The sequence below is a fragment of the Pseudomonas sp. TWI923 genome (assembly GCF_039673365.1).
GTDB classification, from domain to species: Bacteria; Pseudomonadota; Gammaproteobacteria; order Pseudomonadales; family Pseudomonadaceae; genus Aquipseudomonas; species Aquipseudomonas sichuanensis.
In genome coordinates this window covers 12,107-34,972 of sequence record NZ_JBDJLM010000037.1, presented here as the reverse complement: position 1 = coordinate 34,972, position 22,866 = coordinate 12,107, and the positions used below count along the sequence as shown (strand labels likewise).

Here is a 22,866-nt window from a genome sequence, read left to right as displayed (position 1 = left end):
GATGGCAATCAGACCCCGGCACTACGCCGAGGTTGCCTGTGTGTGGTCGCTTTGCTGCTGCACCCGTGGCAACGGCAGGTAGACGCTGAAGGTGGCACCGCTGCCCTCGCTGCTGTCGACCTGGATCCGCCCGCCATGGGCCAATACGATCTGCTCGGAAATATACAGCCCCAGGCCCAGCCCGCCGCTGGCCTGCTGGGCGGCGACGCGCTCGAACTGCTGGAAGATCCGCTGCTGGTTCTGCGCACTGATGCCGATGCCTGAATCCTGCACCTGCACGCAAGCCATGGCGCCATCCTCGAACAAACGCACCTGCACCGGCTTGCGCTCGCCATAGCGCAAGGCATTGGACAGCAGGTTGGCCAGCACTTGCTCAATGCGAAACTCGTCCCACTCACCGTGCAGGGTCTGGCAACGCTGCAGTTCGATATGGGTTTCAAGGGCACTGGCCTGAGCACTGAAGTTCTGCACCAGGCCTTGCACCAGTTGGCCGAGGTCGAAGGCCTTGGGCCGGATCGACAGCTTGCCGGTGCGGATGCGCGACACGTCGAGCATGTCCTCGACCAGGCGGATCAGGCTGTTGATCTGCCGTTCGTCACGCTCGACCATGGCCTTGAGCTTGTCTTCGCTGAACGCCGCCAGGTTGCCGCGCGACAGGTGCATGCGGCGCAGCTGGGTTTCCAGGATCAGGCCGTTGAGCGGGGTACGCACTTCGTGGGAGACGATCGACATGAAGTCGTCGCGCATGCGCACCGCTCGCTCCAGCTCGCCGCGCGCCACCTGCAACTGCGCCAGCAGTTGCTCCTGTTCGGCGCGGCTGTGCTCCAGCGCCTGCAACTGGCGGTCGAGGGCCTTGCGCTGGCGGAACAGGTCGATGAACACCGATACCTTGCTCTTCACCGCGACGGTATCCAGCGGCTTGTGCAGGAAGTCCACCGCGCCGCTTTCATAACCCTTGAAGGCGTAGTTCATTTCGCGCCCGGCAGCCGTGACGAAGACGATGGGCACGTTGCGGGTCTTCTCCATGCCGCGCATCAGCTCGGCCAGTTCGAAGCCGTTCATGCCGGGCATCTGCACGTCGAGGATGGCCAGGGCGAACTCGTGGTCGAGCAGCAGCGACAAGGCCTGTTCCGCCGACTGGGCCTGGTGGACCTCGCGGTCCTCGCCCTGGATCAGGGCACCGAGGGCCAGCAGGTTTTCCGGCAGGTCGTCGACGATCAGCAGTTTGGCAGTGATGTTGCTTAACATGCGTGGGGTTCCAAGGTGGCGAGCAACTGCCCGATACCGCTCAGGGAAAGGATATGGTCGGGGCGGTGCAGGGCCAGGGCGGCCTCCGGCATCAGCGCGACCTGCGCATCGCGAGGGTCCTGGACCACGGTCCGGCCGCCCCTTTGTTTGATCTGTAACAGCCCACGGGCGCCGTCTTCGTTGGCACCGGTCAGCAGTATACCGAGCAGGCCCGGGCCATAGGCGTCCGCCGCCGAGGCGAACAGGTAGTCGATGGCCGGCCGGGAAAAATGCACCGGCTCTTCCTGGCTGTGGGACAACGTCAGGTCCTGCTCCACCGACAGGTGGTAACGGGGCCCGGCGACGTAGATCAGCCCCGCTTCGATAGGTGCCTTGTCGCAGGCTTCGCGTACCGGGCGGTGCAGGCGGCGCTGCAGCACTTCGGCCAGCTGGCTGTGGCGGTTGTCCGGCAGGTGCAGCACGCAGATCACCGGGATGGCGAAACCTTGCGGCAACGCGCCGAGCACGCTGAACAGCGCGCTGACGCCGCCCGCCGAGGCGCCGATGACCACCGCACGCACGCCGTTCATGATTTGCGGTAGATCCGTTCAGGCCGCACCAGCGGCTCGAAACCGTCGCTGTAGGCCGAGAAATCCACCGATTCCTTGCTGCCCAGCACCAGGAAGCCGCGGTGGCACAGCGACTCGTGGAACAACCCCAGGGCGCGGTCCTGCAGGGTCTTGTTGAAATAGATCAGCACGTTGCGGCACGACACCAGCTGGGTCTCGGAAAACACGCTGTCGGTGGCCAGGCTGTGGTCGGCGAAGGTCACGTTGTCGCGCAGGCTGCTGTCCATGATGGCGTTGCCATAGGCGGCGGTGTAGTACTCGGCGAAGTCGCGCCGGCCACCGGCCTTGCGGTAGTTCTCTTCGTACTCGCGCATGCTCTGCAGCGAATAGATGCCCTGCTTGGCACGCTCCAGCGAGTGCGGGTTGATGTCGGTGGCGTACAGGATGGTGCGCTCCAGCAAGCCCTCCTCACGCAGCAGGATGGCCATGGAATAGACCTCCTCGCCCGTGCTGCAACCGGCGATCCAGATCTTGATCGAGGGCCAGGTACGCAGCAGCGGCACCACTTCGTTGCGCAGCGCCAGGAAGTGGCCGGGGTCGCGGAACATCTCGCTGACCGGGATCGTCAGGTACTGCAGCAGCTCCATGAACATGCCTGGGTCGTGCAGCACGCGCTCCTGCAGCGCGGTCACCGTGCGGCAGTCGAACTGGCGCAGGGCGTGCAGGATCCGGCGCTTGATCGAAGCGCCGGAGTAGTCGCGAAAATCGTAGCTGTACTTGAGGTAGATCGCCTCGATCAGCAGCCGGATTTCAATGTCGGTGTTGCGTTCACTGGTCAAGATTTCAGATTCGCTCCAATTGCGGCAGCCACACGCGGATCAGCGAGAACAGGCGGTCCAGGTCGATCGGTTTGGCCAGGTAATCGTTGGCGCCGGCCTGCAGGCAGCGCTGCTGGTCGTCCTTCATCGCCTTGGCGGTCACGGCGATGATCGGCAGCTTGCGCCAGCGCGGCTGCTGGCGGATCAGGCGGGTGGCTTCGTAGCCGGCCATCTCCGGCATCATCACGTCCATCAGCACCAGGTCGATGTCGTCGTTGGCCTCGAGCACCTCGATGGCTTCACGCCCGTTGCGGCCGATCTCGACGATGGCGCCCTTGTGCTCCAGGGCGCTGGTGAGGGCGAAGATGTTGCGCACATCGTCGTCCACCAGCAGGATCTTGCGCCCCTCGAACACCTTGTCACGGCTGCGCGCGGTCTTGAGCATGCGCTGGCGCTCGTTGGACAGCTGCGACTCGACCTTGTGCAGGAACAGCGTGACTTCATCGAGCAGACGCTCCGGCGAGCGTGCGCCCTTGATGATGATCGAGCGCGAGTATTTGAGCAGGTCGGCCTCTTCCTCGCGGGTGAGGTTGCGCCCGGTGTAGACGATCACCGGCGGGAAGCTGCGGATGTCCTCGGCGGTCATGCGCTTGAGCAGCTCGTTGCCGAGCATGTCGGGCAGCTTGAGGTCGATGATCATGCAGTCGTAGATGTTCTCGCGCAGCAGCGCCAGGGCGTCCTGGGCCAGGGCCACGGCGGTGATCTGGATGTCGTCGTCGCCGATCAGGCGGGCGATGCTCTCGCGCTGCAGGTCGTCGTCTTCCACCAGCAGGATGTGCTTGAGCTTCTGGGTAAGCTTGGCCTCCAGGCGAGCGAACACCGCCTTGAGCTCGTCGCGGCTGGTGGGTTTTACCGCGTAGCCCACCGCGCCCATGTGCATGGCCGCCTCGACACGGTCTTCCACCGAAATGATATGCACCGGGATATGCCGGGTGCCGGCCTGCTCCTTGAGGCGCTGCAGCACGGTGAGCCCGGAATGGTCGGGCAGGCGCATGTCCAGCAGGATGGCGTCGGGCAGGTACTGGGCGGCCAGTTCGAAGCCTTCGTCGGCGCTCTGCGCCACCAGGCAGCTGTAGCCCAGTTCGTGGGCCAGGTCGTAGAGGATGCGAGCAAAGTTCGGTTCGTCCTCGACCACCAGGATGCAGCGGTTGCTGAACGGTGCCAGTTCGCGGTCGTCGGTGAACGCAGGTTTCGGCCGTTCGGCACGCGCCGGTACCACCACCTGCGGCGCCGGGGGTAGCTCATCGACCGCCGGGCGCAGGCTGTGCACGGTTTTCTGCTCGCCCGAAGGCTCGTAATGCTCGGGCAGGATCAGGTTGAACACGCTGCCCTGCCCCGGGCTGCTGTCGACGCTGATCTGCCCGCCGAGCAGGTGGGCCAGGTCGCGCGAGATCGACAGGCCCAGCCCGGTGCCGCCATAGCGGCGGTTGCTGGTGCCGTCGACCTGGTGGAAAGCTCCGAAGATCGCCTGCTGCTGGTCGGCGGCAATGCCGATGCCGGTGTCGCGCACGGCGAACACGATACCCATGCCCACCTGGTGGCTGATGCGCAGGCTCACCTGGCCGCGCTCGGTGAACTTGACAGCGTTGGACAGCAGGTTCTTGAGGATCTGCTCCAGGCGCTGGCGGTCGGTGAACAGCGTCGCCGGCAGGGGTTGTTCGAGCTGTACCTCGAAGTCCAGGCCCTTGTCCTGGGCCAGCGGCCGGAACATGCTCTGCAGGCCTTCGACCAGGCGCTCCAGCGGGGTGGTTTCGGCGCGCACTTCAAGCTTGCCGGCCTCGACCTTGGCGATGTCGAGGATGTCGTTGATCAGGTTGAGCAGGTCGTTGCCAGCCGAGTAGATCGACTCGGCGAACTTGACCTGCTCCTGGCTGAGGTTGCCCTCGCCGTTCTCGGCCAGCAGCTTGGCCAGGATCAGCGAGCTGTTGAGCGGCGTGCGCAGCTCGTGGGACATGTTGGCGAGGAATTCCGACTTGTACTTGCTCGACCGTTGCAGGTCGTCGGCGCGCGCCTGCAACTCCAATTGGGCCTGGTTCAGCTCGCTGTTCTTGCGGTCCAGGGCATCGGTGCGCTCGGCCAGTTGTTCGTTGGTCTGCTCCAGTTCCGCCTGTTGCGTCTCCAAGTAGGCCTGGGACTCCTTGAGCACCCGCGACTGTTCTTCCAGCTCTTCGTTGGCAGACTTGAGCTCCTCCTGCTGGACCTGCAGTTCCTCGTTGAGCTGCTGGGTCTCGGCCAGCACTTCCTGCAGGCGCTGGCGGTAGCGGGCGCTTTCGATGGAGATGCCGATGTTCTCGGCCACTCGTTCCAGCAGCTCGACATCACGGTCGTGCAATGGGCGCAGGAAGCCGATTTCCACGACCCCATTGATGCGGCCATCATCCCGCGCCGGCATCAGCAGGCCGCTGCGCGGCAAACCACGGCCAAGGCCGGAGCTGAGCTGGTAATAATCCTCGGGCAGGTCATCCAGGCGGATCAGCCGTCCCTGCATCACGGCCTGGGCCAACAGGCCGCCATGCTCCCCCAGCACCTGATCTTTGCCTTGCTGCTCGGCATCCAGACCGTAGCTGGCCACCCGCACCAGGTGCCCGTGCTCGTCACGCACATAAAGGGCACCGACCACGCTCCCCAGGTAGCCGGCGAAACAGCGCAGGATATTGTCACCGAGCATGGGCAGCGTCAGTTGCCCCATCATCTGTTCGCCCAGTTGGGTCTGCCCGGCGCGCAGCCAGGCCTGGTGCTCCAGGCCCTCGGCAGAGCGCTGCTGCGCCTGCAGGTTGTCGGCGTAGCTTGCCGAAAGCGCCAGCAGGTCGCGCCGCCCAAGGAAGGCGAGCAGCCCGCTCAGGGCGACGATGAACAGCACGAAAGCCGAGATGGCGGTAACCGTGACCGCACTGACCTTCTCGTTGCGTGCCATGCGCAGTTGCTGTTCGGTGCTGATGAAGCTGTCGAATTCCTTGCGGATCTCGTCGGTGATGCGCTTGCCACGACCGGAGCCGATCGGCAGCTGATAGTCACCTTTGCTACGGCGCAGGTTGATCATCTCGCCGCCAAAGTTGTTCCACTCCCGTTGCAGCGCGATCAGCCGCTCGATCCGCTCGACCTGCTGCGGGTTGTCCGCCACCAGCCCCTTGAGGCTGTCCAGGCCGCTGAAAATGCGTGGCTTGGCCACCTCGTAGGGGTCAAGAAAACGCTCTTCGCCGGTCAGCAGGTAACCGCGCATGCCGGTTTCCATGTCGATCGACAGCTTGACCGTTTCGTTGGCATTGCCGATCACCCGATCGGTGTGTTCGACCCATTGCATGGCCGAGAGCAGGTAGTTGATCACCGCCACAAACGCCACGGCGCCCAGCAGCCCTACGCCCAGCGGCAGGCCGACGTTGCGGGCGAGTAGCTTGCGAAAGCTGCGTTGATCCATCGAGGCTGTTTGCATCATGTGATAAGGCCCGAGCGAAAAAAGTCCATTGAACAGTGTTGGCGGCTACATCCTGCAAGTGTAAGACCCTGCGCCACACCGACCGGGAATACAGCGAGTCTAACCAGCTTTGGCGGTTCTGGCAGGGCATTTAGCCAGTATTTGAAGGCGCTGTGCGCCAATCGTTCCATCTGATTGCACACGCCGTTAAGCTGGGGAACTTCTACTCCGCCACGGGCACAGAGTAGATACCCCTTACGCGAAACAGGATCCGTACAATGCATCTTCTGGTAGTCGAGGATGACGACATCGTTCGTATGTTGATAGTCGAAGTGCTCGACGAACTGGGTTACACGACCATCGAGGCGGACAATGCCGCTGCTGCACTGAAGGTTCTCGAAAATGCCGGGCAATCGCTGGCGTTGATGATGACCGATGTCGGTTTGCCGGATATGCGCGGTGAAGAGCTGGCGGGCAAGGCCCGTGAGTTGCGGCCCCTGCTGCCCGTGCTGTTTGCCAGTGGCTTTGCCGAGAACGTGAATGTGCCTGATGGCATGTACATGATTGCCAAGCCGTTCAGCATCGATCGGTTGCGGGACAAGGTGCGGGAGATTCTTGGGGCGGGTTGAGGTGGGGTGCTTTCTTCCTGGTTTGATGTGGGGCTGCGAGGTGCTCGCCGTGAGAGGTGTTGCGCCTGTGAGATCGAGCGCCGCCCGCGCGGCGCATCGCTGGCAAGCCAGCTCCCACATCTGTTTCGGGCCAGTCACTCCTGTGACTGCATCGCTGTCCGCCTTGTTGGTACGACGCGGTATTGAAGTGGGCACCACTGGCGCCCCGCCTGACTTGAGACATTCACCAAGGCGAGCAGCGGTACCCTTACAGGCAAAATTGGCCCGAAACAAATGTGGGAGCTGGCTTGCCAGCGATGCGCCGCGCGGGCGGCGCTCGATCTCACAGGCGCTGGAAATGCCCCGTCATGCCCATGCCAGCCCACCCCATCCCCCATATGCTTAAATAGCGCCCTTTGCCCCAAGGCCCTCCCCCATGCCCCATCTCCTGGTCCTCAGCCACCGCTGGCCCGAGCCACAGGCCTGCAGCGCCGGCCAGCACCTGCAGCAGATTCTCCAAACCTTCCTGGCCGGCGGCTGGCAGGTTACCTTCGCCAGCTCGGCCCAACCCTGCGAGCGCAAGGCCGACCTGGCGGCACTTGGCATGATCGAGCAGCACATCCGCGCTGATGATCAGGACTTCTTGACGAGCCAGAACGCAGACGTGGTGCTGTTCGACAGTTTCACCAGCGAAGAGCGCTACGCCAGCCAGGTCACCCAGCACATCCCTCAAGCCCTGCGCGTGCTACTCACCGGCGGCCTGCAAAGCCTGCGCGAGACGCGCCAACAACTGCTGCGCCGCCGCCTGATCGAAGGCCTCGACCCAAACGACTTCCGCGCCCTGTTCGCCACCAGCGGCCCGGACCTGTATCGGCAGATGGCGCCCAGCGAACTGACCCAACGTGAACTGGCGGCCATCTGGCGCTGCGACCTGACGCTACTCACCTCGCAAGCCGAGTTCGACCTGCTGGTCAACGGCTTCGGTGTGCCGGATTACCTGCTGCATTACTGCCCGCCGATGGTCGAGCCAGCCGTTACCTCGCGCCCGTTCGCCGAGCGCCAGCACTTCGTGTGCCTGGGCGACTTCGCCTCGGCGGCCCAGCATGATGCGCTGCTGTGGCTCAGGCACAACCTCTGGCCGGTGCTGCGCCGCGAGCTGCCTGAAGCGCAGCTGTACCTCCATGGCGCCAACCCGTCAGCCAGGAGCATGGCCTTGCATGCCCCGGAGCAGGGTTTGCATGTAATGGGCGAGGCGCCATGCGTCGAGACGCTGCTGGGCAGCGCCCGTGTGTACCTGGCGCCACTAAGGTCCGGTGCGGGCATCGACGGCCCGCTGCTCGAGGCGCTGCGCCAGGGCACGCCCTGCGTGACCACGCCGCTGGGTGCGGAGGGTATCCAAGGGCAGCACCCCTGGCCGGGCAGCGTTGCCGACACCGCCGAAGGGCTGGCCAAGGCGGCCGCGCAGCTGTACGGCGACGCGGCACAGTGGCAACGGGCGCAGGACGCCTGCGAGCCGCTGCTCAAGGCACGCTTCGACCGTCAGCGGCATGCCACCGTGCTCCTCGGGCGTATTGAACACAGCCTCGTTCATCTGCACGAACAGCGGCTGTACAACTTCGTCGGGGCCATGTTGCGGCGCGAACGCCGATAACCGGCTGCCTGACGACGCGGCAGCACGGCCTCAGGGTTCGCGGCGCAACAAGTAGGTGTCCATGATCCAGCCCTTGCGCCGCCGGGCCTGCTCGCGAGCGTCGAGAATCTGCGCCTTGACCTGTTGCAGCGGCCCGGCGATCAACAGCTCATCGACCGTGCCCAGGTAGGCCCCCCAGTAGATCGTCAGTTGCGGGTCCTCCAGTGCGGCAAACGCGCACTGGCCATCGAGCATCACCAGCGCATTGTCGATCCGCGCCTGCCCAGCCAGGCGACGGCCCGGCAGCACGGTCAACGGCTCGCCGATGCGATTGAGGGGAACCTGATGCCTGGCCGCCAGGGCCTGAATACTGCTGATGCCAGGAATCACCTGAAGCGCCAGCGCAAGGCCACGCTGACGCACGAGCTCGAGGATGCGCAAGGTGCTGTCATACAGCCCCGGCTCACCCCAGAGCAGGAAAGCGCCGACATCATCGGCACCGAGCTCGTCCTCGATCAGCCGGGCATACAGCGCGGCGCGCTGCACGTGCCAGTCGTGCACGGCCGCAACGTAGTCCGCTGCCTGGGCATCGCGCCGTGGGTCGGCGACCTGTACCAGGCGGTAGCCGCCATCAGGCAGGTAGCGTTCGAGGATGGTTTTGCGCAGGCCCACCAGTTCGTCCTTCTCCTGCCCCTTGTCGAGCACGAAGAACACCGTGGCACGGCCCATGGCCTCGACGGCCTCGTAGGTGACCTGGCGCGGGTCGCCCGGGCCGATACCAATCAACAGAAGTTGCTTCATCACCTGCCCTGCCTGGTTACCGGCGGTCATTCTCGGATGGCCACCGGTTTTTGGCAAAGGGGGGCTTAGAACACCGAGAAGTTGTAGCTGACGATCACCCGCGTCTCGTCCATGTCCCGCGCCCACTTTTCGTAGTTGCTGCGGTAAGTGGAGTTGCGTAGGCGCACGCTGACGTCCTTGAAGGTGCCGCTTTGCACCTGGTACTTGAGCTCGGTGTCGCGCTCCCACTCTTTGCCTTCGGCAGTGCTGCCCGGCACCTTGATGTTGTCGCCGTTGATATAGCGGGTGAAGAACGTCAGGCCGGGAACGCCAATGGCCTTGAAGTCGTAGTCGTAACGCAGCTGCCAGGAGCGCTCCTGGGCGGCGGCGAAGTCGTTGACCTGGGCGTAGTTGACCAGGTACGGGTTGGTGCCGTCGAGGTACGGCATGGCGCTTTCGCCATACATGCGCTGCCAACCGGCGCTGAGCTTGTGGCCGCCCAGGCTGTAGCCGAGCATGCCGCTGAAGGCGCGGTGGTCGATGTTGCCGGCGCGAGCGTTGCCGATGTCATCGCTCTTGATCAGGCGCAGGTCGGCCGACAGCGTACCCACCTGCAGCGGCTGGCTGGCAACCAGGCCGAGGAAGTGCTGGCGGTAGATATTCTCGAGTTTGGACACCTGGTACTGGGCACTGACACGCTCGTTGAAGCGGTAATCGATGCCGCCCAGGTCGAAGTGGTCGGCCTCGATATCGCAGGCGTAGCGCTTGTTCTTGCAGTGCACGCGGATGTCCTGGCGGTCGGTGGAGTCCCGCGCGGTGTACTGGTTCAGGCGCGCCAGGGTGAACTTGAGGTCACGCACTTCTTCGGAGGTGAGCCAGGCACCGTGGAACATGGTCGGCAACAAACGGCCATCGTTGTACTTGAGCAGGGGTACGTCCGGCATCATCGAACCGTACTTGAGCACGGTCTCGGAGACCTTCACCTTGCCGGCAATTCCCATCTTGGCGTACTGGTCGGCGGAGTGGCGCGGGTCATGCCCGGACGACGGCAGCAGCCCACTGTTACTGTCAGCAGGGCTGGAGTCCAGTTTGAAACCGACCATCCCCAAGGCATCCACCCCGAAGCCTACCGGGCCTTGGGTATAACCGGACTGGACATTGAGGATGAACCCTTGCGCCCACTCTTCGCGCTTCGACGCGCCCTGGCTGGAACTGCTGTGACCATCACGGAAGTCGCGGTTGAAATAGACATTGCGGGCTTCGATCTTGGCACTGCTGTCTTCAACAAAACCGGCAGCCTGGGCACTGATACCGGCGCACAGCAAGAACAAGCCGGCAACACTGCGCCCGGGGGCGAGAGGAAAAGGGGCAAACATGCGAGGGAACATCCAGAGAAAGGCAAAAAACAATCCGGGCAGCCACCTGCACCGGCACTACGGGATGAACGAACAGATTTCGACCATCATCGCCAATTTTGCCCCGAAGGCTCTGGAATGAGCCATTGGACCATGGTCTAGCGCAGCCGAGAGCAGCTGTTGAAGCAATTTCAAAGCGGTTGCGAAAAACCGGCAAAGTTCCCGGATAATCAATTGAAAGTTTACTGTTTACCCCCCTGCCCGCGACTACTACACTCACTAACAGCGAACAGCAATACCCACCCGCGTGGCCGGCGTCTAGTGTGATTTCCATGTTCGTTACGCCATGCCACGGCAGACTTACAGGAGTGATGACAGTGTCCAGACTTGCAGAGTTTCGTGCTGCCGAAAAAGCGCTACAGGAACAGATGGCACAACTGGAAGCGCTGAAAAAGGATGCCGGCCTCAAACGCGAAATCGAATTCGAGCAGAAACTAGTCGGCCTGATGAAAAGCTATGACAAGAGCCTGCGCGACATCATCGCCATTCTCGACCCCAAAGCGACCGCACGGGGCCCGGCAGTTGCCGCCAAACAGCAACGCCGCCCGCGTGTGGTGAAGGTGTACGAGAACCCCCACACCGGCGAGCTGATCGAGACCAAAGGCGGCAACCACCGTGGGCTGAAGGCCTGGAAAGAACAGTACGGGGCGCAGACCGTGGAAAGCTGGGTTCGCTGATGAAATATCAACACCGGCTTCACACATTTTTCACAAGAGCTGTAACAGTATCGAACCAGCTAAAGGACTAGCGACCCCATCACGCGCCCGCACACGCGGGCCTCTAATTCCGGCGCCCTGCACTCATGCAGGGCGCTTTCGTTTGCGCTCGAGGCTGACTGCCGTATCATGCCCCTCTGTTTTTAGGCCCTGATTCTGGAGTCCCCCATGAGCCTGCATGATCTGAACACCCTGCCCGGCGTCACCGCCCAGCCAGACACCGCCACCGCCCAATTCGTATTCAACCACACCATGCTGCGGGTCAAGGACATCGAGAAATCGCTGGACTTCTACACCCGCGTGCTGGGTTTCCGCCTGGTGGACAAGCGCGACTTCCCGGAAGCGGCCTTCAGCCTGTATTTCCTGGCCCTGGTCGACCCGGCGCAGATCCCTGCCGACGACGCCGAGCGCCACCAGTGGATGAAATCGATCCCTGGCGTGCTGGAACTGACCCACAACCACGGCACCGAGAACGACCCTGAGTTCGCCTACCACAACGGCAACACCGACCCGCGCGGCTTTGGCCACATCTGCATTTCGGTGCCGGACGTACGCGAAGCCTGCGCGCGTTTCGAGGCGCTGGACGTGCCCTTCCAGAAGCGCCTGGCCGATGGCCGCATGAACCACCTGGCCTTCGTCAAGGACCCGGATGGTTACTGGGTCGAAGTCATCCAACCGACCGCGCTGAAAGACTGACAGACGGCGCTTGCGCTCGTCGGGCCGGGAACTACCGGCCCCTTGCCGTGGTATATGGAAGTAACCCTTCCATAGCCACAGCGAGGTAAGGACGATGCAAACCCTTCACTGTGAATACCGCGAGCACACCATCACCGCCAGTGTGATGCCCCACCCCGATTCCCCCCTGCCCTATGCCGCCGGCTGCCTGATTACCGACCCAGGCGGGCATACCAGCAAGCGCCTGTCGTTGCCGATGAAATTCTTCGCCGACCTGGAAAACGCCCAGCATGTGTCCCTGGCCCATGGCCGGGCGCTGGTGGATCATCAGTTGGATGACGGGCACAAGGTGTTTTGAGCCCAGCGTATGCACGCCCACTGTAGGAGCGGCCTTGTGTCGCGATAGGGCCGCAAAGCGGCCCCAGGGTTTCAGTGTGAAAGCAGAAATCGCCGGGGCTGCTGCGCAGCCCTTTCGCGACACATGGCCGCTCCTACACCGACCGCGCTGGCTTCAAACCATGCGTAATCCTGCATTCAGCCGCCTTGGGCAAAGGCCACCGCCGCCGCCACCTGCTCGTCCGACGGCCGCACCCCGGTATACAGCACGAACTGCTCCAGTGCCTGCAGGGCGATCACCTCAAGCCCGGTGATCACCGGTATGCCCAGCGTTTCCGCCCGCAGGATCAGCGGTGTGCGCGCTGGCATCGCCACCACGTCGAACACCCGCTCGGCCGCGGCGATCGCATTTTCCGAAAACGCCAGCTGATCGGCCTCCGGCCCGCCAGCCATGCCGATCGGCGTGACATTGACCAGCATCGGCGGGCACAGGTCGCCCAGCTCGGGCAACCAACCATAGCCACAGACATCCGCCAGGTGCCGCCCGGCCTGTTCGTTGCGGGCAACGATGGTGCCGTTGGCGAAGCCCGCATCACGCAGCGCACTGGCCACCGCCTTGGCCATACCGCCGCTGCCGCGCAAGGCAAAGGCGGTGCCAGGGTCGACCTGGTGGCGCTGCAGCAGCTGACGTACCGCCAGGTAGTCGGTGTTGTAGGCCTTGAGGTGACCGTCGGTGTTGACCAGCGTGTTGACCGACTCGATCGCCAGCGCAGACGGATCAACCTCATCCACCAGCGCCATGCAGGCCTCCTTGTACGGCATCGACACACCGCAGCCGCGAATGCCCAGGGCGCGAATACCGGCCACCGCGGCAGGCAGGTCCTGGGTGGTCATGGCCTTGTAGTAGTAATCCAGCCCGAGCTGCTGGTAGAGGTGATTGTGAAAACGCACGCCGAAGGTACCGGGGCGTCCGGCCAGGGAAATGCACAACACGGTGGCGCTGCTGGGGGATGGGATCATTGCCGCTCCTGTCGAGGCTGCTGAAACGATTGACTGAGCGTAACAGAGGCTGCCGCCTGTCGCCCCTTACACAACCTTTACCCTTCCCCTGCGCTCACTTGACCCTGACTGCGGTCATAGTAATCAGGCCCCAAGCGTGGGGTTGTCTTGCGAGGATTGACCATGAAGCGTTTCATCCCCGGAATCGCCCTGCTGGTCGGCGCGCTGGCCGTCAGCGGGCAGGCGTCCGCCCACGGTGGCGGCTGGTATGGCCCGGGGCCGGTGATCGGCGCGGCAGTGGTGGGCGCGGTGGTCGGGGCAGCCGTCAGCGGTGGGCATGACCGTACCGTCTACGTCGAGCGCCAACCCGCCTATTACCCACCGCCACCGGTTTATGTGCAAGCACCGCCGCCGCCCGTGTACTACCAGCCCTACGTGGTCGAACAGTATGTGCCGGCACCGCCGCCACCGGTGTATCGCCGCTACTATGGCCCGCCGCCGGTCTACTACGGCCCGCCTCGCTGGTAGTCGGCACAGTTGATGAAATCAATGACCACTATCGAAGCCATCGATTTCAAACCTTCACGGCGTCTGCGTAATGTGGGGCCATGTTTCACAGGAGATCCCCCATGGCCCCCATCCAGATCATGTCCGTCATCGGCAGCGCCGTACCGGCCAGCCTGCGTGCCCAAGGCCAGCTGGCGTGCTGGTACCTGATGCGCAACGGCGAAGCCATCAGCGGCCCGTTGACCACCCGCTCCTCGGCCGAGACCCTGGCCGGGCAATTGCTCGACAGCTGCCTTATGGCCTGAACCGAATCTGTTGTTGTGTGTTGCTCCCCCAAGCGTCCCCTCGCCCGCCTTCATGGCGGGCTTTTTTTGCCTGCACAAAACAGCGGCGGCTTCTGCGCGGCAACCAGGCCTGCTAGGGTGGCAACCTTTCAACCAGACAGCAGGGAAGCGGTAGGGCATGGATGCTTGGAAGATAATGGCGATCGCGATCCTTGCATGGTCAAGCAACAGCGCATTGGCAGAGCCTCGTGACAACCCGTTCGACCAGGCACTGTTTATCACCACGATAGCGCCGTCGATCCTTGTCGCGGGAACCACCGGGCTGACGACGCTGATCCCCGAGATCTTCAAGTCCGCCAAGTCAGATGCCCTGGCCTTCATTGGTTCGGAGGGGAATATTCGCGGCGCACAGTTCGAACAGGCAGTGCGCCATTACCATGAAAACGCTCCTGCGCCATTGATGAATGACCAGCAATTGGCCTTGGCGATCGTGACGACATATTGACTTGCAGGATCAAACAAGCACGCGTTGCACGTATTGGATACAAGGTACTCGACAGCGACTCAATAGTACTCCAGCAGTGTTTTTCGGGTTTCGCTGAGTTCAGTGCGCGGCCAATGCCAATGAACCCTTGGTCTTCGTCACGCTCAAACTAAAGAATTGGAGGGCCCTGTCGACGCACTAAAAACCAGGATGCCGACGAAAGGGATTTTCCATGAGTAACATTCCAACATTCAATTCATTTACTGTCACCGACAACAAATCCGCCCAGATTTGGCGTGCCACCAAGCCTACCGAGGTCAATCCAAGCCGAGGTAGCACATGTTCGCCGCCGCGCTGCGGACGCGCAGATCGAATCGACTTATCTAGATGTCCTTGAAAAAGTCTCTACCGACCACCCTGACTTAAGGGGGCTATCTTTCGGTTTCAGTGTCAACGCGGCCAGGGAAATAGTCCTGGTTAACGCTGATGAACTCAGCAAGGACCAAGCGGACCGGCTGCTCAAGGTACTGAATGGATCTGAACGCTTGGTAAAACAGGCCAATGAGTTAGCCGACGCTCAGATTGAAGTCTTCGACGCAGAGAGTTTCAGTGCCACGATAGCGTTCAATCGACAAAACTACGCCAAGACCATTGATATAAGTGCGCAAATCCTGGCTAAAGTTGAGGCTCGCAAAGCGCCCCGGGATGGTTCCGCAGTCGAAGTGCATCAAAGGAACTGGAATAACAACTGGAGGCAGCAGTTGTGGGCCAAGGGAGAGCGGGTATAACCGCGCACGTCTCGCCGTTGAAGCGCAGAGCCTGTGAGTGACTGGCAAGCTCACTCACAGGTCAGCCCAGTCATGGCCTATGTCGCATCGGATAAGGCCTGCTGATCCGCAAGTAGAACTTCGGCTCTGCCCGACAGCGCCTCAAGAGCCATCACCCTTCACCTGGCAGATGCCATTGGCTCGGTTCTTACCGGTATAAGAAACACTCGCAGAGCCGTCCGGGTTGATCGACAGCGAGATCGTCACACCGCTGCCCTTGGCTTCGAAATAGTTGTCGTTGAACCTCTTCAGCTTGCCTTCCTTGCCATTGATGTAGATAGGGCCACCCTTGTCGGCGTGCACCTCGATGTTGCCTGGGCACGTGGCGTTCACCAGCGGAACTCCAGCCTGAGCAGCGCCCGACGCAACCAACATGACGCCCAGCAGTAGTCGGCTCATCTCACATTCCTCGAGTGGATTGATCGAGACGGAAGCAGTAGTCCAATTTGGCGCTGGCCGCCAGCGCCCTGCACCAACGACCGGGCCAAAAATCGCCAAGCCGGAAGAGAAGGTAATGGGTACAGAATCGGTACAGGATTAAATTTCGTTCACCTTGCGCCCTTTGGATATAAGGCATTCGACAGCCTTTAAGCCATACTCCACAATGCATCGGTTTTTGGGGGAAAACCCTTGCACAGCCAACGACATACCAACATTTAGTGAGCCTCAACGTGAAAACTTCCCTGTCCATCCTCAGCCTGCTGCTGTTGCTCACAGGTACTGCGACCCTCCCGTCGACCGCTGCTGCACAACCCCCGGCCCAGGCCCAACGTGACCCCAGCAAGTTGCACCTGGCCTCCGGCAGCGCCCTGCTGATCGACCTCAACACCAACCAGGAGCTGTACGCCAGCCACGCCGATCGCGTGCGCCCCATCGCCTCGGTCACCAAGCTGATGACCGCGATGGTCGTGCTCGACGCCAAGCTGCCCATGGACGAAATGCTCAGCATGACCATCGCCAACAACCCGGAGATGAAAGGCGTGTATTCGCGGGTGCGCCTGGGTAGCGAGCTGAACCGTCGCGAGACGCTGCTGATTACCCTGATGTCGTCGGAGAACCGCGCCGCCACCACCCTGGCCAACCACTACCCTGGTGGCTACGGCGCGTTCATCAAGGCCATGAATGCCAAGGCCCGCGCACTGGGCATGAGCCATACCCGCTACGTCGAGCCGACCGGCCTGTCGACGCTGAACGTGTCCACCGCCCAGGACCTGGCCAAACTGCTGATGGCCTCGCGCAAGTACCCGATGCTCGGCGAACTCTCGACCACCCGGGAAAAGACCGTGGCGTTCCGCAAACCCAACTACACCCTGGGCTTCCGTAACACCGACCACCTGGTCAACAAGAGCAACTGGGACATCAAGCTGACCAAGACCGGCTTCACCAACGAGGCGGGCCACTGCCTGGTGCTGCTGACCCGGATGGACAACCGCCCGGTGGCCATGGTGATTCTCGACGCCTACGGCAAGTACACCCACTTCGCCGATGCCAGCCGCATGCGCCAATGGCTGGAAACCGGCAGCGCCAAGGCGGCGCCGTCGGTCGCCATGCAGTACAAGAGCGAGCGCCAGGCCCGCCCGCGCCTGGTTCAGGACTGAAATCCCGCACCGCCCCGCAGGACGCGGGGCACGCCTTCAGCGGCGGCCTTCGGCCAGCATGCGCACGGCCAGCCCCGCCAGCACGGTCCCCATCAGCCAACGCTGAACCTGCTGCCACACCGGCCGCCCGGCGAGAAACACGGCGATGGAGCCAGCCATCACCGCGATCAACGCATTCACCGACACACTGATCATGATCTGCGTGCAGCCCAGCACCAGCGACTGGGCCAGCACACTGCCGTGGCCCGGTTCGATGAACTGTGGCATCAGCGACAGGTACATCACCGCGATCTTGGGATTGAGCAGGCTGGTCAACAGGCCCATGCCGAACAGCCGGCGCGGGCTGTCCGCCGGCAGGTCGCGCACCTGGAACGGCGAGCGGCCACCCGGGCGCAGCGCCTGCCAGGCCAGGTACAGCAAGTACAAGGCGCCGCCGATGCGCAGCGCGTCGTAGGCCAGCGGCACCGCCATCACCAGCGCGGTGATGCCCAGTGCCGCGCACAGCATGTAGATGACGAAGCCCAGGGCCACGCCGCCCAGCGAAATCAGCCCGGCCGCACGGCCCTGGCAGATCGAGCGGGAGATCAGGTAGATCATGTTCGGGCCGGGGGTGAGGACCATGCCCAGGCAGATCAGGGCGAAGGCCAGCAGGCTGGTGAGTTCAGGCATCGTGCACGTCCTTGTGGTGGTGAGTGGGCGAAGTGTATCCGCAGATGATCCCGCCTTGAAACGCTGATCCATGCTTGGGATCGCATATGAGCCACCAAGTGTATGGCGATAGATCTGCAGCGCTCTCAAGATCGAGCGCCGCCCGCGCGGCGCATCGCGGGGCAAGCCCGCTCCCACATCTGTTTCGGGCCAGTCTCTCCTGTGCTATCACCTGGTCCGCCTTGTTGGTACGACGCGGCTTCAACATGGGCGTTGCAACCGCCCCACATGACTCAAGGCATGCACCAAGGCAGGCGCCGGTACTTTCACAGGAATAATTGGCCCGAAACAAATGTGGGAGCGGGCTTGCCCCGCGATGCGCCGCGCGGGCGGCGCTCGATCTCACAGGCGCTGCAAAAACACCGGCGAACACTGGTGGCCCACATGCGCTCTCAAGCCAGCCCCCCAGCCATCACACCACCCTCTGCATATGCGTAGTCCGCCAAACCGGATCCCCTTCCACATCCACAATGGCAAACCCTTGCCCCTCCCAGAACCGAATCGCCCCCGGCAAAAACGGATGGGTATGCAGGTACAGCCACTCAACCCCAGCGCGCTGCGCCGCCGCGCGCAGCGCGGCAAACAGCTCCCTTGCCAGCCCATGGCGCCGATACTCGGGCACAACAAACAACCGCACCACTTCCACGGTACGGCGAGCGCGGTAATCGAGCTGGTCAAAGCGATGGTCATACGGCAGGTAGCCGATGCATGCCACCAACCGCCCCTGGTCATGGGCGACCAGAAACAGCCCCTCCCCCTCGAGGTAGCTTTCCTCGAAACAGGCAAGGTCCCTGGGCATAGGTGAATCGGCGAGCATCGGGAAAAGCCCACGGCGGGCGGTATCGATGAAATCGACGACCTCGCGGGCATTGCGGTGGGTGGCGGTGCTCAGCGTCCAGGTCGGCATCGGCGTTGCGGCGGCTCGTTCATCACGGGCCGCCAGCATACCCAATCAGCCCGGCGAAGGTCAGGCCACGGTGTCGACCGAACCACCGGCACTGCTGCTGCCAAGCTTGTTCAGGGTCTCCAGCAACTGCGCGGTAGCCGCCGAGATCTGCCCGATCAGGGTGGTGATACTGGCCTGCTTGGCAGCAATCGCCGCCTGGCTCGCCGGGTCGTCGTGCTGCTTCGCCATCATCGCGGCCAACTGCTTCTGCTCTTCGGCCAGCTGCTTCTGCAGCCGCTCGATCATCTCGCGCAGCTCTTTGACCTCGGGCGGATCGGAGCTTTCGTCGGTCTCGATGCTGGGCCCGGCGTCGGCATCAGCCTTGAACAGCTTGGGGTCGATCTTCAGCGGCGCTGCTTCCTGAGTGCCGCTGCCGGCCTGGGTTGTGCCGTTCTGAGCGGTGGTATTGAGCGTCGGCGCGGCGCCGGCGATGTTGATGAGCGTGAAATTAACCATGTCCCTATTCCTCTGCCAGGGTCCTTCCGATGACTGCATATCGGCAGGCCACAGCGAAACATGAACGCCAACGCGTGGATAAATTTACCCCCCCGCCATTCGTCCACCTGATACCCGAACCCTGCCTGGGCGCCCGTGCGCCACCGGCAGGCACCCGATCAGCCCTGCAACGAGATGGCAATGACCAAGACCCGTTCCCGCAAAGCCCTGTACATCGGCCTGCCCCTGGCCCTGGCGGTCGCCCTGGGCAGCGCCGCCGGCTACTTCTACTGGCAAGGCCGGGAGGCCGGTTACCCGCGCCAGATCGTCGAACAGGCCAACGCCCTGCACGAACACATGCTCTCCTTCGACAGCCACGTCACCGTGCCGCTGGACCTGGGCAGCGCCGGCAACGAACTGGACAAGGACGGCCCGACCCAGTTCGACCTGGTCAAGGCCAACCGCGGGCGCCTGTCGGGCGCCGCGTTGACCATTTTTGGCTGGCCGGAAATCTGGAATGGCCCCAACGCCCCGCACCGCCCCACCCCCGGTTTCGTCGACGCCGCGCGTCATGAGCAAGAGGTGCGCTACAAGATCATCAGCGGCATGGTCCGCGACTTCCCCAACCAGGTCGGCATCGCCTACACCCCCGCCGACTTCCGCCGCCTCAACGGCGAGGGCAAGTTCGCCATCTTCATCAGCATGCTCAACGCCTACCCGTTGGGCCATGACGTCGCCCAACTGGACCTGTGGGCCGCACGCGGCATGCGCATGTTCGGCTTCAGCTACACCGGCAACAACGACTGGGCCGACTCCTCGCGCCCGCTGCCGTTCTTCAACGACACCGCCGACGCCCTCGGCGGCCTGTCGCCGCTGGGCGAGCAAGCGGTCAAGCGCCTCAACGACCTGGGCGTGATCATCGACGTGTCGCAGATGTCGACAAAGGCCCTGGAAGACGTCGCCCGCCTGTCGCGCGCACCGATGGTCGCCTCGCACTCGGCGCCCCGGGCGCTGGTGGACATCCCACGCAACCTCTCCGACCACGAGATGCAGCTGATCAAGGCCAGCGGCGGGGTGATCCAGGTGGTCGGTTTCGGCCAGTACCTCAAGCCGCTGGGCAAGCCGGTGCTGGACAAGCTCGACGCCCTGCGCGCGCGCTTCGACCTGCAACCGCTGCAAGGCCTGGCCAACGCCCTGATGCCGGGCGACGCGGTGATCGCCATCTGGCCCGAGTCGCGCTTCGGCGAGTACGCAAGTTCGCTGTACGGCATCCTCGAAGAAGAACCCAAGGCCACCCTCAAGCAGTACGTCGACGCCATCGACTACACGGTGAAAAAGGTAGGCATCGACCATGTCGGCATCAGTTCCGACTTCAACGACGGCGGCGGCCTGGAAGGCTGGAAGGACGTGAGCGAAATCCGCAACGTCACCGCCGAACTGCTGACCCGCGGCTACAGCGAGACGGACATCGCAAAACTCTGGGCGGGCAACTTCCTGCGCGCCTGGGAACAGGTACAGAAATCCGCACAACCCGTCGCCACCCGCTGAGCAAGGCCCAACCCTTCATGACCAACCGTCGCAGTTTCCTCAAGCAAGCCGGCGTCCTCGCCGCCGGCCTGCCCCTGCTCGCCCACGCCCAGGCACCGGCCGGCAGCGCCAAGCCGCTGGCCGGCACCGACAAATGGCGCAACCTGCGCGAGCTGTTCCCGCTCGACCCGCAGACCCTGCACTTCGCCAACTTCCTGATCACCGCCCACGCCCGCCCCGTGCAGGCGGCCATCGACCGCCACCGCGCCGACCTCGACCGCAACCCCGCCGCCCTGATGGACTGGAACAGCCAGTACGAATGGCAGCGCGAGGACGAAGTACGCGAATGGGCCGGGCGCTACCTGGAAGTCGGGCCCCGCCAGATCGCCCTGACCGGCAGCACCACCGAAGGCCTGGCGATGATCTACAGCGGCCTGCAGGTAGGCCCGAAACAGGAAATCCTGATCACCGAGCACGAGCACTACTCAGCCTACAAAGCCCTGGAATTTCGCAGCCGCCGCCAAGGCACCCAGGTCCGCAAGATCCGCCTGTTCGACAAACCCTGGAACGTCTCCACCGACCAGGTGCTGAGCACCATCGACCAGAGCATCCGCCCCGAAACCCGGGTACTTGGCATGACCTGGGTGCATTCCAGCAGCGGCGTCAAACTGCCGGTGGGCGAGATCGGCGAACTGGTGCGCCGGCACAACCGCAACCGCAGCGAAGCCGAGCGCATCCTCTACGTGGTCGACGGCGTGCACGGCTTCGGCGTGGAGAACGCGCGCTTCGCCGACTTCAACTGCGACTACTTCATCGCCGGCACCCACAAGTGGATGTTCGGCCCCCGCGGCACCGGCCTGATCTGCGCCGCGTCCACCGGCATGGAGCACCTCACCCCCAGCGTCGCCACCTTCTCCCGCGACGAAGACTTCGCCACCATCATGACCCCCGGCGGCTACCACGCCTTCGAGCACCGCTGGGCCACCAGCGAGGCCTTCAAGCTGCACCTGCAGTTGGGCAAGGCCGACGTCCAGGCGCGCATCCACCAGCTCAACAGCCTGCTCAAGGAGCGCCTGGCCGAACACCGCCAGATCGAACTGGTGACACCACGCAGCCCCGAGTTCTCCGCCGGTTTCACCTTCTTCCGCGTCCCCGGCAAGGACCCCGACGCCTTCGCCGCGCAGCTGATCGCCAACAAGGTCATGTGCGATGCGGTGTACCGCGAAGTCGGCCCGGTCATTCGCCTGGCCCCGGGGCTGCTCAATGACGAGCAGCAGATTGACCGGGTCATGGCCCTGGTCACCCAGCAACTCTAGAAAAGGATCTTCCATGCACACTGCCTTGCCTCGCCTTACCCTTGCCGCCCTGCTCGCCGCCTGCAGCCTGCCGGCGCTGGCCACCACCACGCCGGCGCCCACGCCCGGCACGGTGTTCCGTGACTGCACCGGCGCCTGCCCGGAGATGGTCGTGCTGCCGGCCGGCAGCTTCATGATGGGCACCCCCGACGACGAACAGGGCCGCCAGGACGACGAAGGCCCGATGCACAAGGTGACCTTCGCCAAGTCGTTCGCCATGAGCCGCTTCCAAGTCACCGCCGAGGAGTGGGACACCTACATCAAGCAGAGCGGCGCCGTGATCCATGACGGCGACGTACGCCCCGGGCGCAAGTGCACCGCCAGCAAGCCGACCTACAAGCAGGGCCCGCGGCAGCCGGCGGTGTGCATGACCTACTACGACGTGCAGGACTACGTGGAGTGGCTGTCGAAGAAGACCGGCAAGACCTACCGCATGGTCAGCGAAGCGGAACGTGAATACGCCGCCCGCGCCGGAAGTACCGGCCCGTTCCCCTTCCCCCTCGACCCAGGTGCCGACTACGAAATCAGCCAGCACGCCAACGTCTACGGGCCCAAGGACGGCTACAGTTTCACCTCGCCGGTGGGCAGCTTCCCGCCCAACGCCTTCGGCATGTACGACATGCACGGCAATGTCTACGAATGGGTCGCCGATTGCCTGCACGACAACTATGTCGGTGCCCCCACCGACGGCAGCGCCTGGGGCCATTCCACCCGTAGCGCGGACAGTTGCGAACTGGTGCAGGTGCGCGGCAACGACTGGGGCGAAGCACCAATCTTCTCCCGTTCCGGCAACCGCAACGTGATGGTCCCCCGGCGGCCCGGCGACTGGCTGGGTTTCAGGGTCGTACGCGAACTCTGAGGGCCTGGCCCACGCTAAATTGTCCCCACCGCTTCTCGTTCTATCGATGTACTCCCGCAGCCCGGGGTGAGCGCCAAAGGCCTCCCCCGCC

23 protein-coding genes are annotated in these 22,866 nt (G+C 63.5%); 12 read left to right on the top strand and 11 right to left on the bottom strand.

The annotated features are described in order from the left end of the window. Positions 1-21: 21 nt before the first annotated feature. Genes ABE459_RS15505 through ABE459_RS15490 form a run of 4 tightly spaced genes read right to left on the bottom strand, consistent with a single transcriptional unit; the run spans position 22 to position 6,107 of the window. Positions 22-1,248: a hybrid sensor histidine kinase/response regulator gene (locus tag ABE459_RS15505; protein WP_125858330.1), complete on the bottom strand. Its 1,227-nt coding sequence runs from the start codon at positions 1,246-1,248 to the stop codon at positions 22-24. Continuing rightward, the gene (locus tag ABE459_RS15500) at positions 1,242-1,817 is read right to left on the bottom strand and encodes a chemotaxis protein CheB (RefSeq protein ID WP_125463711.1); all 576 of its coding nucleotides are present in this window, start codon (positions 1,815-1,817) and stop codon (positions 1,242-1,244) included. Before ABE459_RS15500 ends, ABE459_RS15505 begins: the two co-directional genes overlap by 7 nt. Beyond that, positions 1,814-2,635, bottom strand: a complete 822-nt coding sequence (locus ABE459_RS15495) for a protein-glutamate O-methyltransferase CheR (RefSeq protein WP_110994616.1) — start codon at positions 2,633-2,635, stop codon at positions 1,814-1,816. The genes ABE459_RS15500 and ABE459_RS15495 overlap by 4 nt, the downstream gene beginning before the upstream one ends. A gap of 4 nt (positions 2,636-2,639) precedes the next feature. Next, positions 2,640-6,107 carry a response regulator gene (locus ABE459_RS15490; protein WP_346648058.1) on the bottom strand — a complete coding sequence of 1,156 codons (3,468 nt, stop codon included), beginning with the start codon at positions 6,105-6,107 and terminating at the stop codon, positions 2,640-2,642. Positions 6,108-6,364: 257 nt separating this feature from the next. Between ABE459_RS15490 and ABE459_RS15485 the strand changes: the two genes are divergently transcribed. Next, positions 6,365-6,715 (top strand): response regulator, encoded by a 351-nt coding sequence (locus ABE459_RS15485; RefSeq protein WP_323831126.1) that lies wholly within the window; start codon positions 6,365-6,367, stop codon positions 6,713-6,715. 415 nt (positions 6,716-7,130) lie between these two features. Further along, positions 7,131-8,345, top strand: coding sequence for a glycosyltransferase family 4 protein (locus tag ABE459_RS15480; protein WP_323831127.1), 1,215 nt, complete (start codon positions 7,131-7,133; stop codon positions 8,343-8,345). A 30-nt stretch (positions 8,346-8,375) separates the two neighbouring features. On the opposite strand, the gene cobF is transcribed toward ABE459_RS15480, so the two are convergent. Both cobF and ABE459_RS15470 read right to left on the bottom strand, forming a co-directional pair. Continuing rightward, positions 8,376-9,125, bottom strand: a complete 750-nt coding sequence (gene cobF / locus ABE459_RS15475; RefSeq protein WP_125858325.1) for a precorrin-6A synthase (deacetylating) — start codon at positions 9,123-9,125, stop codon at positions 8,376-8,378. A gap of 65 nt (positions 9,126-9,190) precedes the next feature. Continuing rightward, positions 9,191-10,480 (bottom strand): OprD family porin, encoded by a 1,290-nt coding sequence (locus ABE459_RS15470; protein WP_258706343.1) that lies wholly within the window; start codon positions 10,478-10,480, stop codon positions 9,191-9,193. Positions 10,481-10,836: 356 nt separating this feature from the next. On the opposite strand from ABE459_RS15470, the gene ABE459_RS15465 reads away from it, so the two are divergent. The 3 genes from ABE459_RS15465 (at position 10,837) to ABE459_RS15455 (ending at position 12,268) form a co-directional block, all read left to right on the top strand. Continuing rightward, positions 10,837-11,196: a histone-like nucleoid-structuring protein, MvaT/MvaU family gene (locus ABE459_RS15465; protein ID WP_110994653.1), complete on the top strand. Its 360-nt coding sequence runs from the start codon at positions 10,837-10,839 to the stop codon at positions 11,194-11,196. 207 nt (positions 11,197-11,403) lie between these two features. Further along, on the top strand, positions 11,404-11,931 hold the full coding sequence (gene gloA / locus ABE459_RS15460) for a lactoylglutathione lyase (protein WP_110994621.1): 528 nt from the start codon (positions 11,404-11,406) through the stop codon (positions 11,929-11,931). 94 nt (positions 11,932-12,025) lie between these two features. Beyond that, positions 12,026-12,268 (top strand): hypothetical protein, encoded by a 243-nt coding sequence (locus tag ABE459_RS15455; protein ID WP_125463705.1) that lies wholly within the window; start codon positions 12,026-12,028, stop codon positions 12,266-12,268. A 176-nt stretch (positions 12,269-12,444) separates the two neighbouring features. Here ABE459_RS15455 and ABE459_RS15450 read toward each other — a convergent pair whose 3' ends face one another. Beyond that, entirely contained in the window at positions 12,445-13,266 is an 822-nt protein-coding gene (locus tag ABE459_RS15450) for a shikimate 5-dehydrogenase (protein ID WP_323831128.1), read from the bottom strand. Between the two features lie 162 nt (positions 13,267-13,428). Here ABE459_RS15450 and ABE459_RS15445 point away from each other — a divergent pair, with 162 nt between their 5' ends. The 3 genes from ABE459_RS15445 (at position 13,429) to ABE459_RS15435 (ending at position 14,541) form a co-directional block, all read left to right on the top strand. Next, the gene (locus ABE459_RS15445; protein ID WP_110994624.1) at positions 13,429-13,773 is read left to right on the top strand and encodes a hypothetical protein; all 345 of its coding nucleotides are present in this window, start codon (positions 13,429-13,431) and stop codon (positions 13,771-13,773) included. A gap of 101 nt (positions 13,774-13,874) precedes the next feature. After that, positions 13,875-14,057: a hypothetical protein gene (locus ABE459_RS15440; RefSeq protein WP_323831129.1), complete on the top strand. Its 183-nt coding sequence runs from the start codon at positions 13,875-13,877 to the stop codon at positions 14,055-14,057. A gap of 157 nt (positions 14,058-14,214) precedes the next feature. After that, positions 14,215-14,541: a DUF2388 domain-containing protein gene (locus ABE459_RS15435; protein WP_323831130.1), complete on the top strand. Its 327-nt coding sequence runs from the start codon at positions 14,215-14,217 to the stop codon at positions 14,539-14,541. A 908-nt stretch (positions 14,542-15,449) separates the two neighbouring features. On the opposite strand, the gene ABE459_RS15430 is transcribed toward ABE459_RS15435, so the two are convergent. After that, positions 15,450-15,746 carry a hypothetical protein gene (locus tag ABE459_RS15430; RefSeq protein ID WP_323831132.1) on the bottom strand — a complete coding sequence of 99 codons (297 nt, stop codon included), beginning with the start codon at positions 15,744-15,746 and terminating at the stop codon, positions 15,450-15,452. Positions 15,747-16,018: 272 nt separating this feature from the next. Here ABE459_RS15430 and pbpG point away from each other — a divergent pair, with 272 nt between their 5' ends. Beyond that, positions 16,019-16,945, top strand: coding sequence for a D-alanyl-D-alanine endopeptidase (pbpG, locus tag ABE459_RS15425; protein ID WP_125463699.1), 927 nt, complete (start codon positions 16,019-16,021; stop codon positions 16,943-16,945). 36 nt (positions 16,946-16,981) lie between these two features. On the opposite strand, the gene ABE459_RS15420 is transcribed toward pbpG, so the two are convergent. The 3 genes from ABE459_RS15420 to ABE459_RS15410 all read right to left on the bottom strand — a co-directional run bounded on the left by ABE459_RS15420 (position 16,982) and on the right by ABE459_RS15410 (position 19,055). Next, positions 16,982-17,614 carry a LysE family translocator gene (locus tag ABE459_RS15420; protein WP_125463698.1) on the bottom strand — a complete coding sequence of 211 codons (633 nt, stop codon included), beginning with the start codon at positions 17,612-17,614 and terminating at the stop codon, positions 16,982-16,984. Positions 17,615-18,065: 451 nt separating this feature from the next. After that, a complete protein-coding gene (locus ABE459_RS15415) occupies positions 18,066-18,560 on the bottom strand; it encodes a GNAT family N-acetyltransferase (RefSeq protein ID WP_323831164.1) in 495 nt (164 codons plus the stop codon). 60 nt (positions 18,561-18,620) lie between these two features. Next, positions 18,621-19,055 (bottom strand): hypothetical protein, encoded by a 435-nt coding sequence (locus ABE459_RS15410; RefSeq protein ID WP_323831133.1) that lies wholly within the window; start codon positions 19,053-19,055, stop codon positions 18,621-18,623. Positions 19,056-19,235: 180 nt separating this feature from the next. On the opposite strand from ABE459_RS15410, the gene pvdM reads away from it, so the two are divergent. From pvdM to ABE459_RS15395, 3 genes are read left to right on the top strand one after another with little or no spacing between them, the layout of a single operon-like run. Beyond that, entirely contained in the window at positions 19,236-20,582 is a 1,347-nt protein-coding gene (pvdM, locus tag ABE459_RS15405; RefSeq protein WP_125858320.1) for a pyoverdine-tailoring dipeptidase-like protein PvdM, read from the top strand. 17 nt (positions 20,583-20,599) lie between these two features. After that, positions 20,600-21,877 (top strand): aminotransferase class V-fold PLP-dependent enzyme, encoded by a 1,278-nt coding sequence (locus tag ABE459_RS15400; RefSeq protein ID WP_323831134.1) that lies wholly within the window; start codon positions 20,600-20,602, stop codon positions 21,875-21,877. A gap of 13 nt (positions 21,878-21,890) precedes the next feature. Next, positions 21,891-22,775 (top strand): formylglycine-generating enzyme family protein, encoded by an 885-nt coding sequence (locus tag ABE459_RS15395; protein ID WP_323831135.1) that lies wholly within the window; start codon positions 21,891-21,893, stop codon positions 22,773-22,775. Positions 22,776-22,866: the final 91 nt, after the last annotated feature.

What these genes read in the sequence shown, in the direction of transcription:
- ABE459_RS15505 (WP_125858330.1), bottom strand. Translation starts at nt 1,248, where the DNA reads ATGTTAAGCAACATCACTGCCAAACTGCTGATCGTCGACGACCTGCCG.
- ABE459_RS15500 (WP_125463711.1), bottom strand. Translation starts at nt 1,817, where the DNA reads ATGAACGGCGTGCGTGCGGTGGTCATCGGCGCCTCGGCGGGCGGCGTC.
- ABE459_RS15490 (WP_346648058.1), bottom strand. Translation starts at nt 6,107, where the DNA reads ATGATGCAAACAGCCTCGATGGATCAACGCAGCTTTCGCAAGCTACTC.
- ABE459_RS15485 (WP_323831126.1), top strand. Translation starts at nt 6,365, where the DNA reads ATGCATCTTCTGGTAGTCGAGGATGACGACATCGTTCGTATGTTGATA.
- ABE459_RS15480 (WP_323831127.1), top strand. Translation starts at nt 7,131, where the DNA reads ATGCCCCATCTCCTGGTCCTCAGCCACCGCTGGCCCGAGCCACAGGCC.
- cobF (WP_125858325.1), bottom strand. Translation starts at nt 9,125, where the DNA reads ATGAAGCAACTTCTGTTGATTGGTATCGGCCCGGGCGACCCGCGCCAG.
- ABE459_RS15470 (WP_258706343.1), bottom strand. Translation starts at nt 10,480, where the DNA reads ATGTTTGCCCCTTTTCCTCTCGCCCCCGGGCGCAGTGTTGCCGGCTTG.
- gloA (WP_110994621.1), top strand. Translation starts at nt 11,404, where the DNA reads ATGAGCCTGCATGATCTGAACACCCTGCCCGGCGTCACCGCCCAGCCA.
- ABE459_RS15455 (WP_125463705.1), top strand. Translation starts at nt 12,026, where the DNA reads ATGCAAACCCTTCACTGTGAATACCGCGAGCACACCATCACCGCCAGT.
- ABE459_RS15450 (WP_323831128.1), bottom strand. Translation starts at nt 13,266, where the DNA reads ATGATCCCATCCCCCAGCAGCGCCACCGTGTTGTGCATTTCCCTGGCC.
- ABE459_RS15445 (WP_110994624.1), top strand. Translation starts at nt 13,429, where the DNA reads ATGAAGCGTTTCATCCCCGGAATCGCCCTGCTGGTCGGCGCGCTGGCC.
- ABE459_RS15440 (WP_323831129.1), top strand. Translation starts at nt 13,875, where the DNA reads ATGGCCCCCATCCAGATCATGTCCGTCATCGGCAGCGCCGTACCGGCC.
- ABE459_RS15435 (WP_323831130.1), top strand. Translation starts at nt 14,215, where the DNA reads ATGGATGCTTGGAAGATAATGGCGATCGCGATCCTTGCATGGTCAAGC.
- ABE459_RS15430 (WP_323831132.1), bottom strand. Translation starts at nt 15,746, where the DNA reads ATGAGCCGACTACTGCTGGGCGTCATGTTGGTTGCGTCGGGCGCTGCT.
- ABE459_RS15420 (WP_125463698.1), bottom strand. Translation starts at nt 17,614, where the DNA reads ATGCCTGAACTCACCAGCCTGCTGGCCTTCGCCCTGATCTGCCTGGGC.
- ABE459_RS15415 (WP_323831164.1), bottom strand. Translation starts at nt 18,560, where the DNA reads ATGCCGACCTGGACGCTGAGCACCGCCACCCACCGCAATGCCCGCGAG.
- ABE459_RS15410 (WP_323831133.1), bottom strand. Translation starts at nt 19,055, where the DNA reads ATGGTTAATTTCACGCTCATCAACATCGCCGGCGCCGCGCCGACGCTC.
- pvdM (WP_125858320.1), top strand. Translation starts at nt 19,236, where the DNA reads ATGACCAAGACCCGTTCCCGCAAAGCCCTGTACATCGGCCTGCCCCTG.
- ABE459_RS15400 (WP_323831134.1), top strand. Translation starts at nt 20,600, where the DNA reads ATGACCAACCGTCGCAGTTTCCTCAAGCAAGCCGGCGTCCTCGCCGCC.
- ABE459_RS15395 (WP_323831135.1), top strand. Translation starts at nt 21,891, where the DNA reads ATGCACACTGCCTTGCCTCGCCTTACCCTTGCCGCCCTGCTCGCCGCC.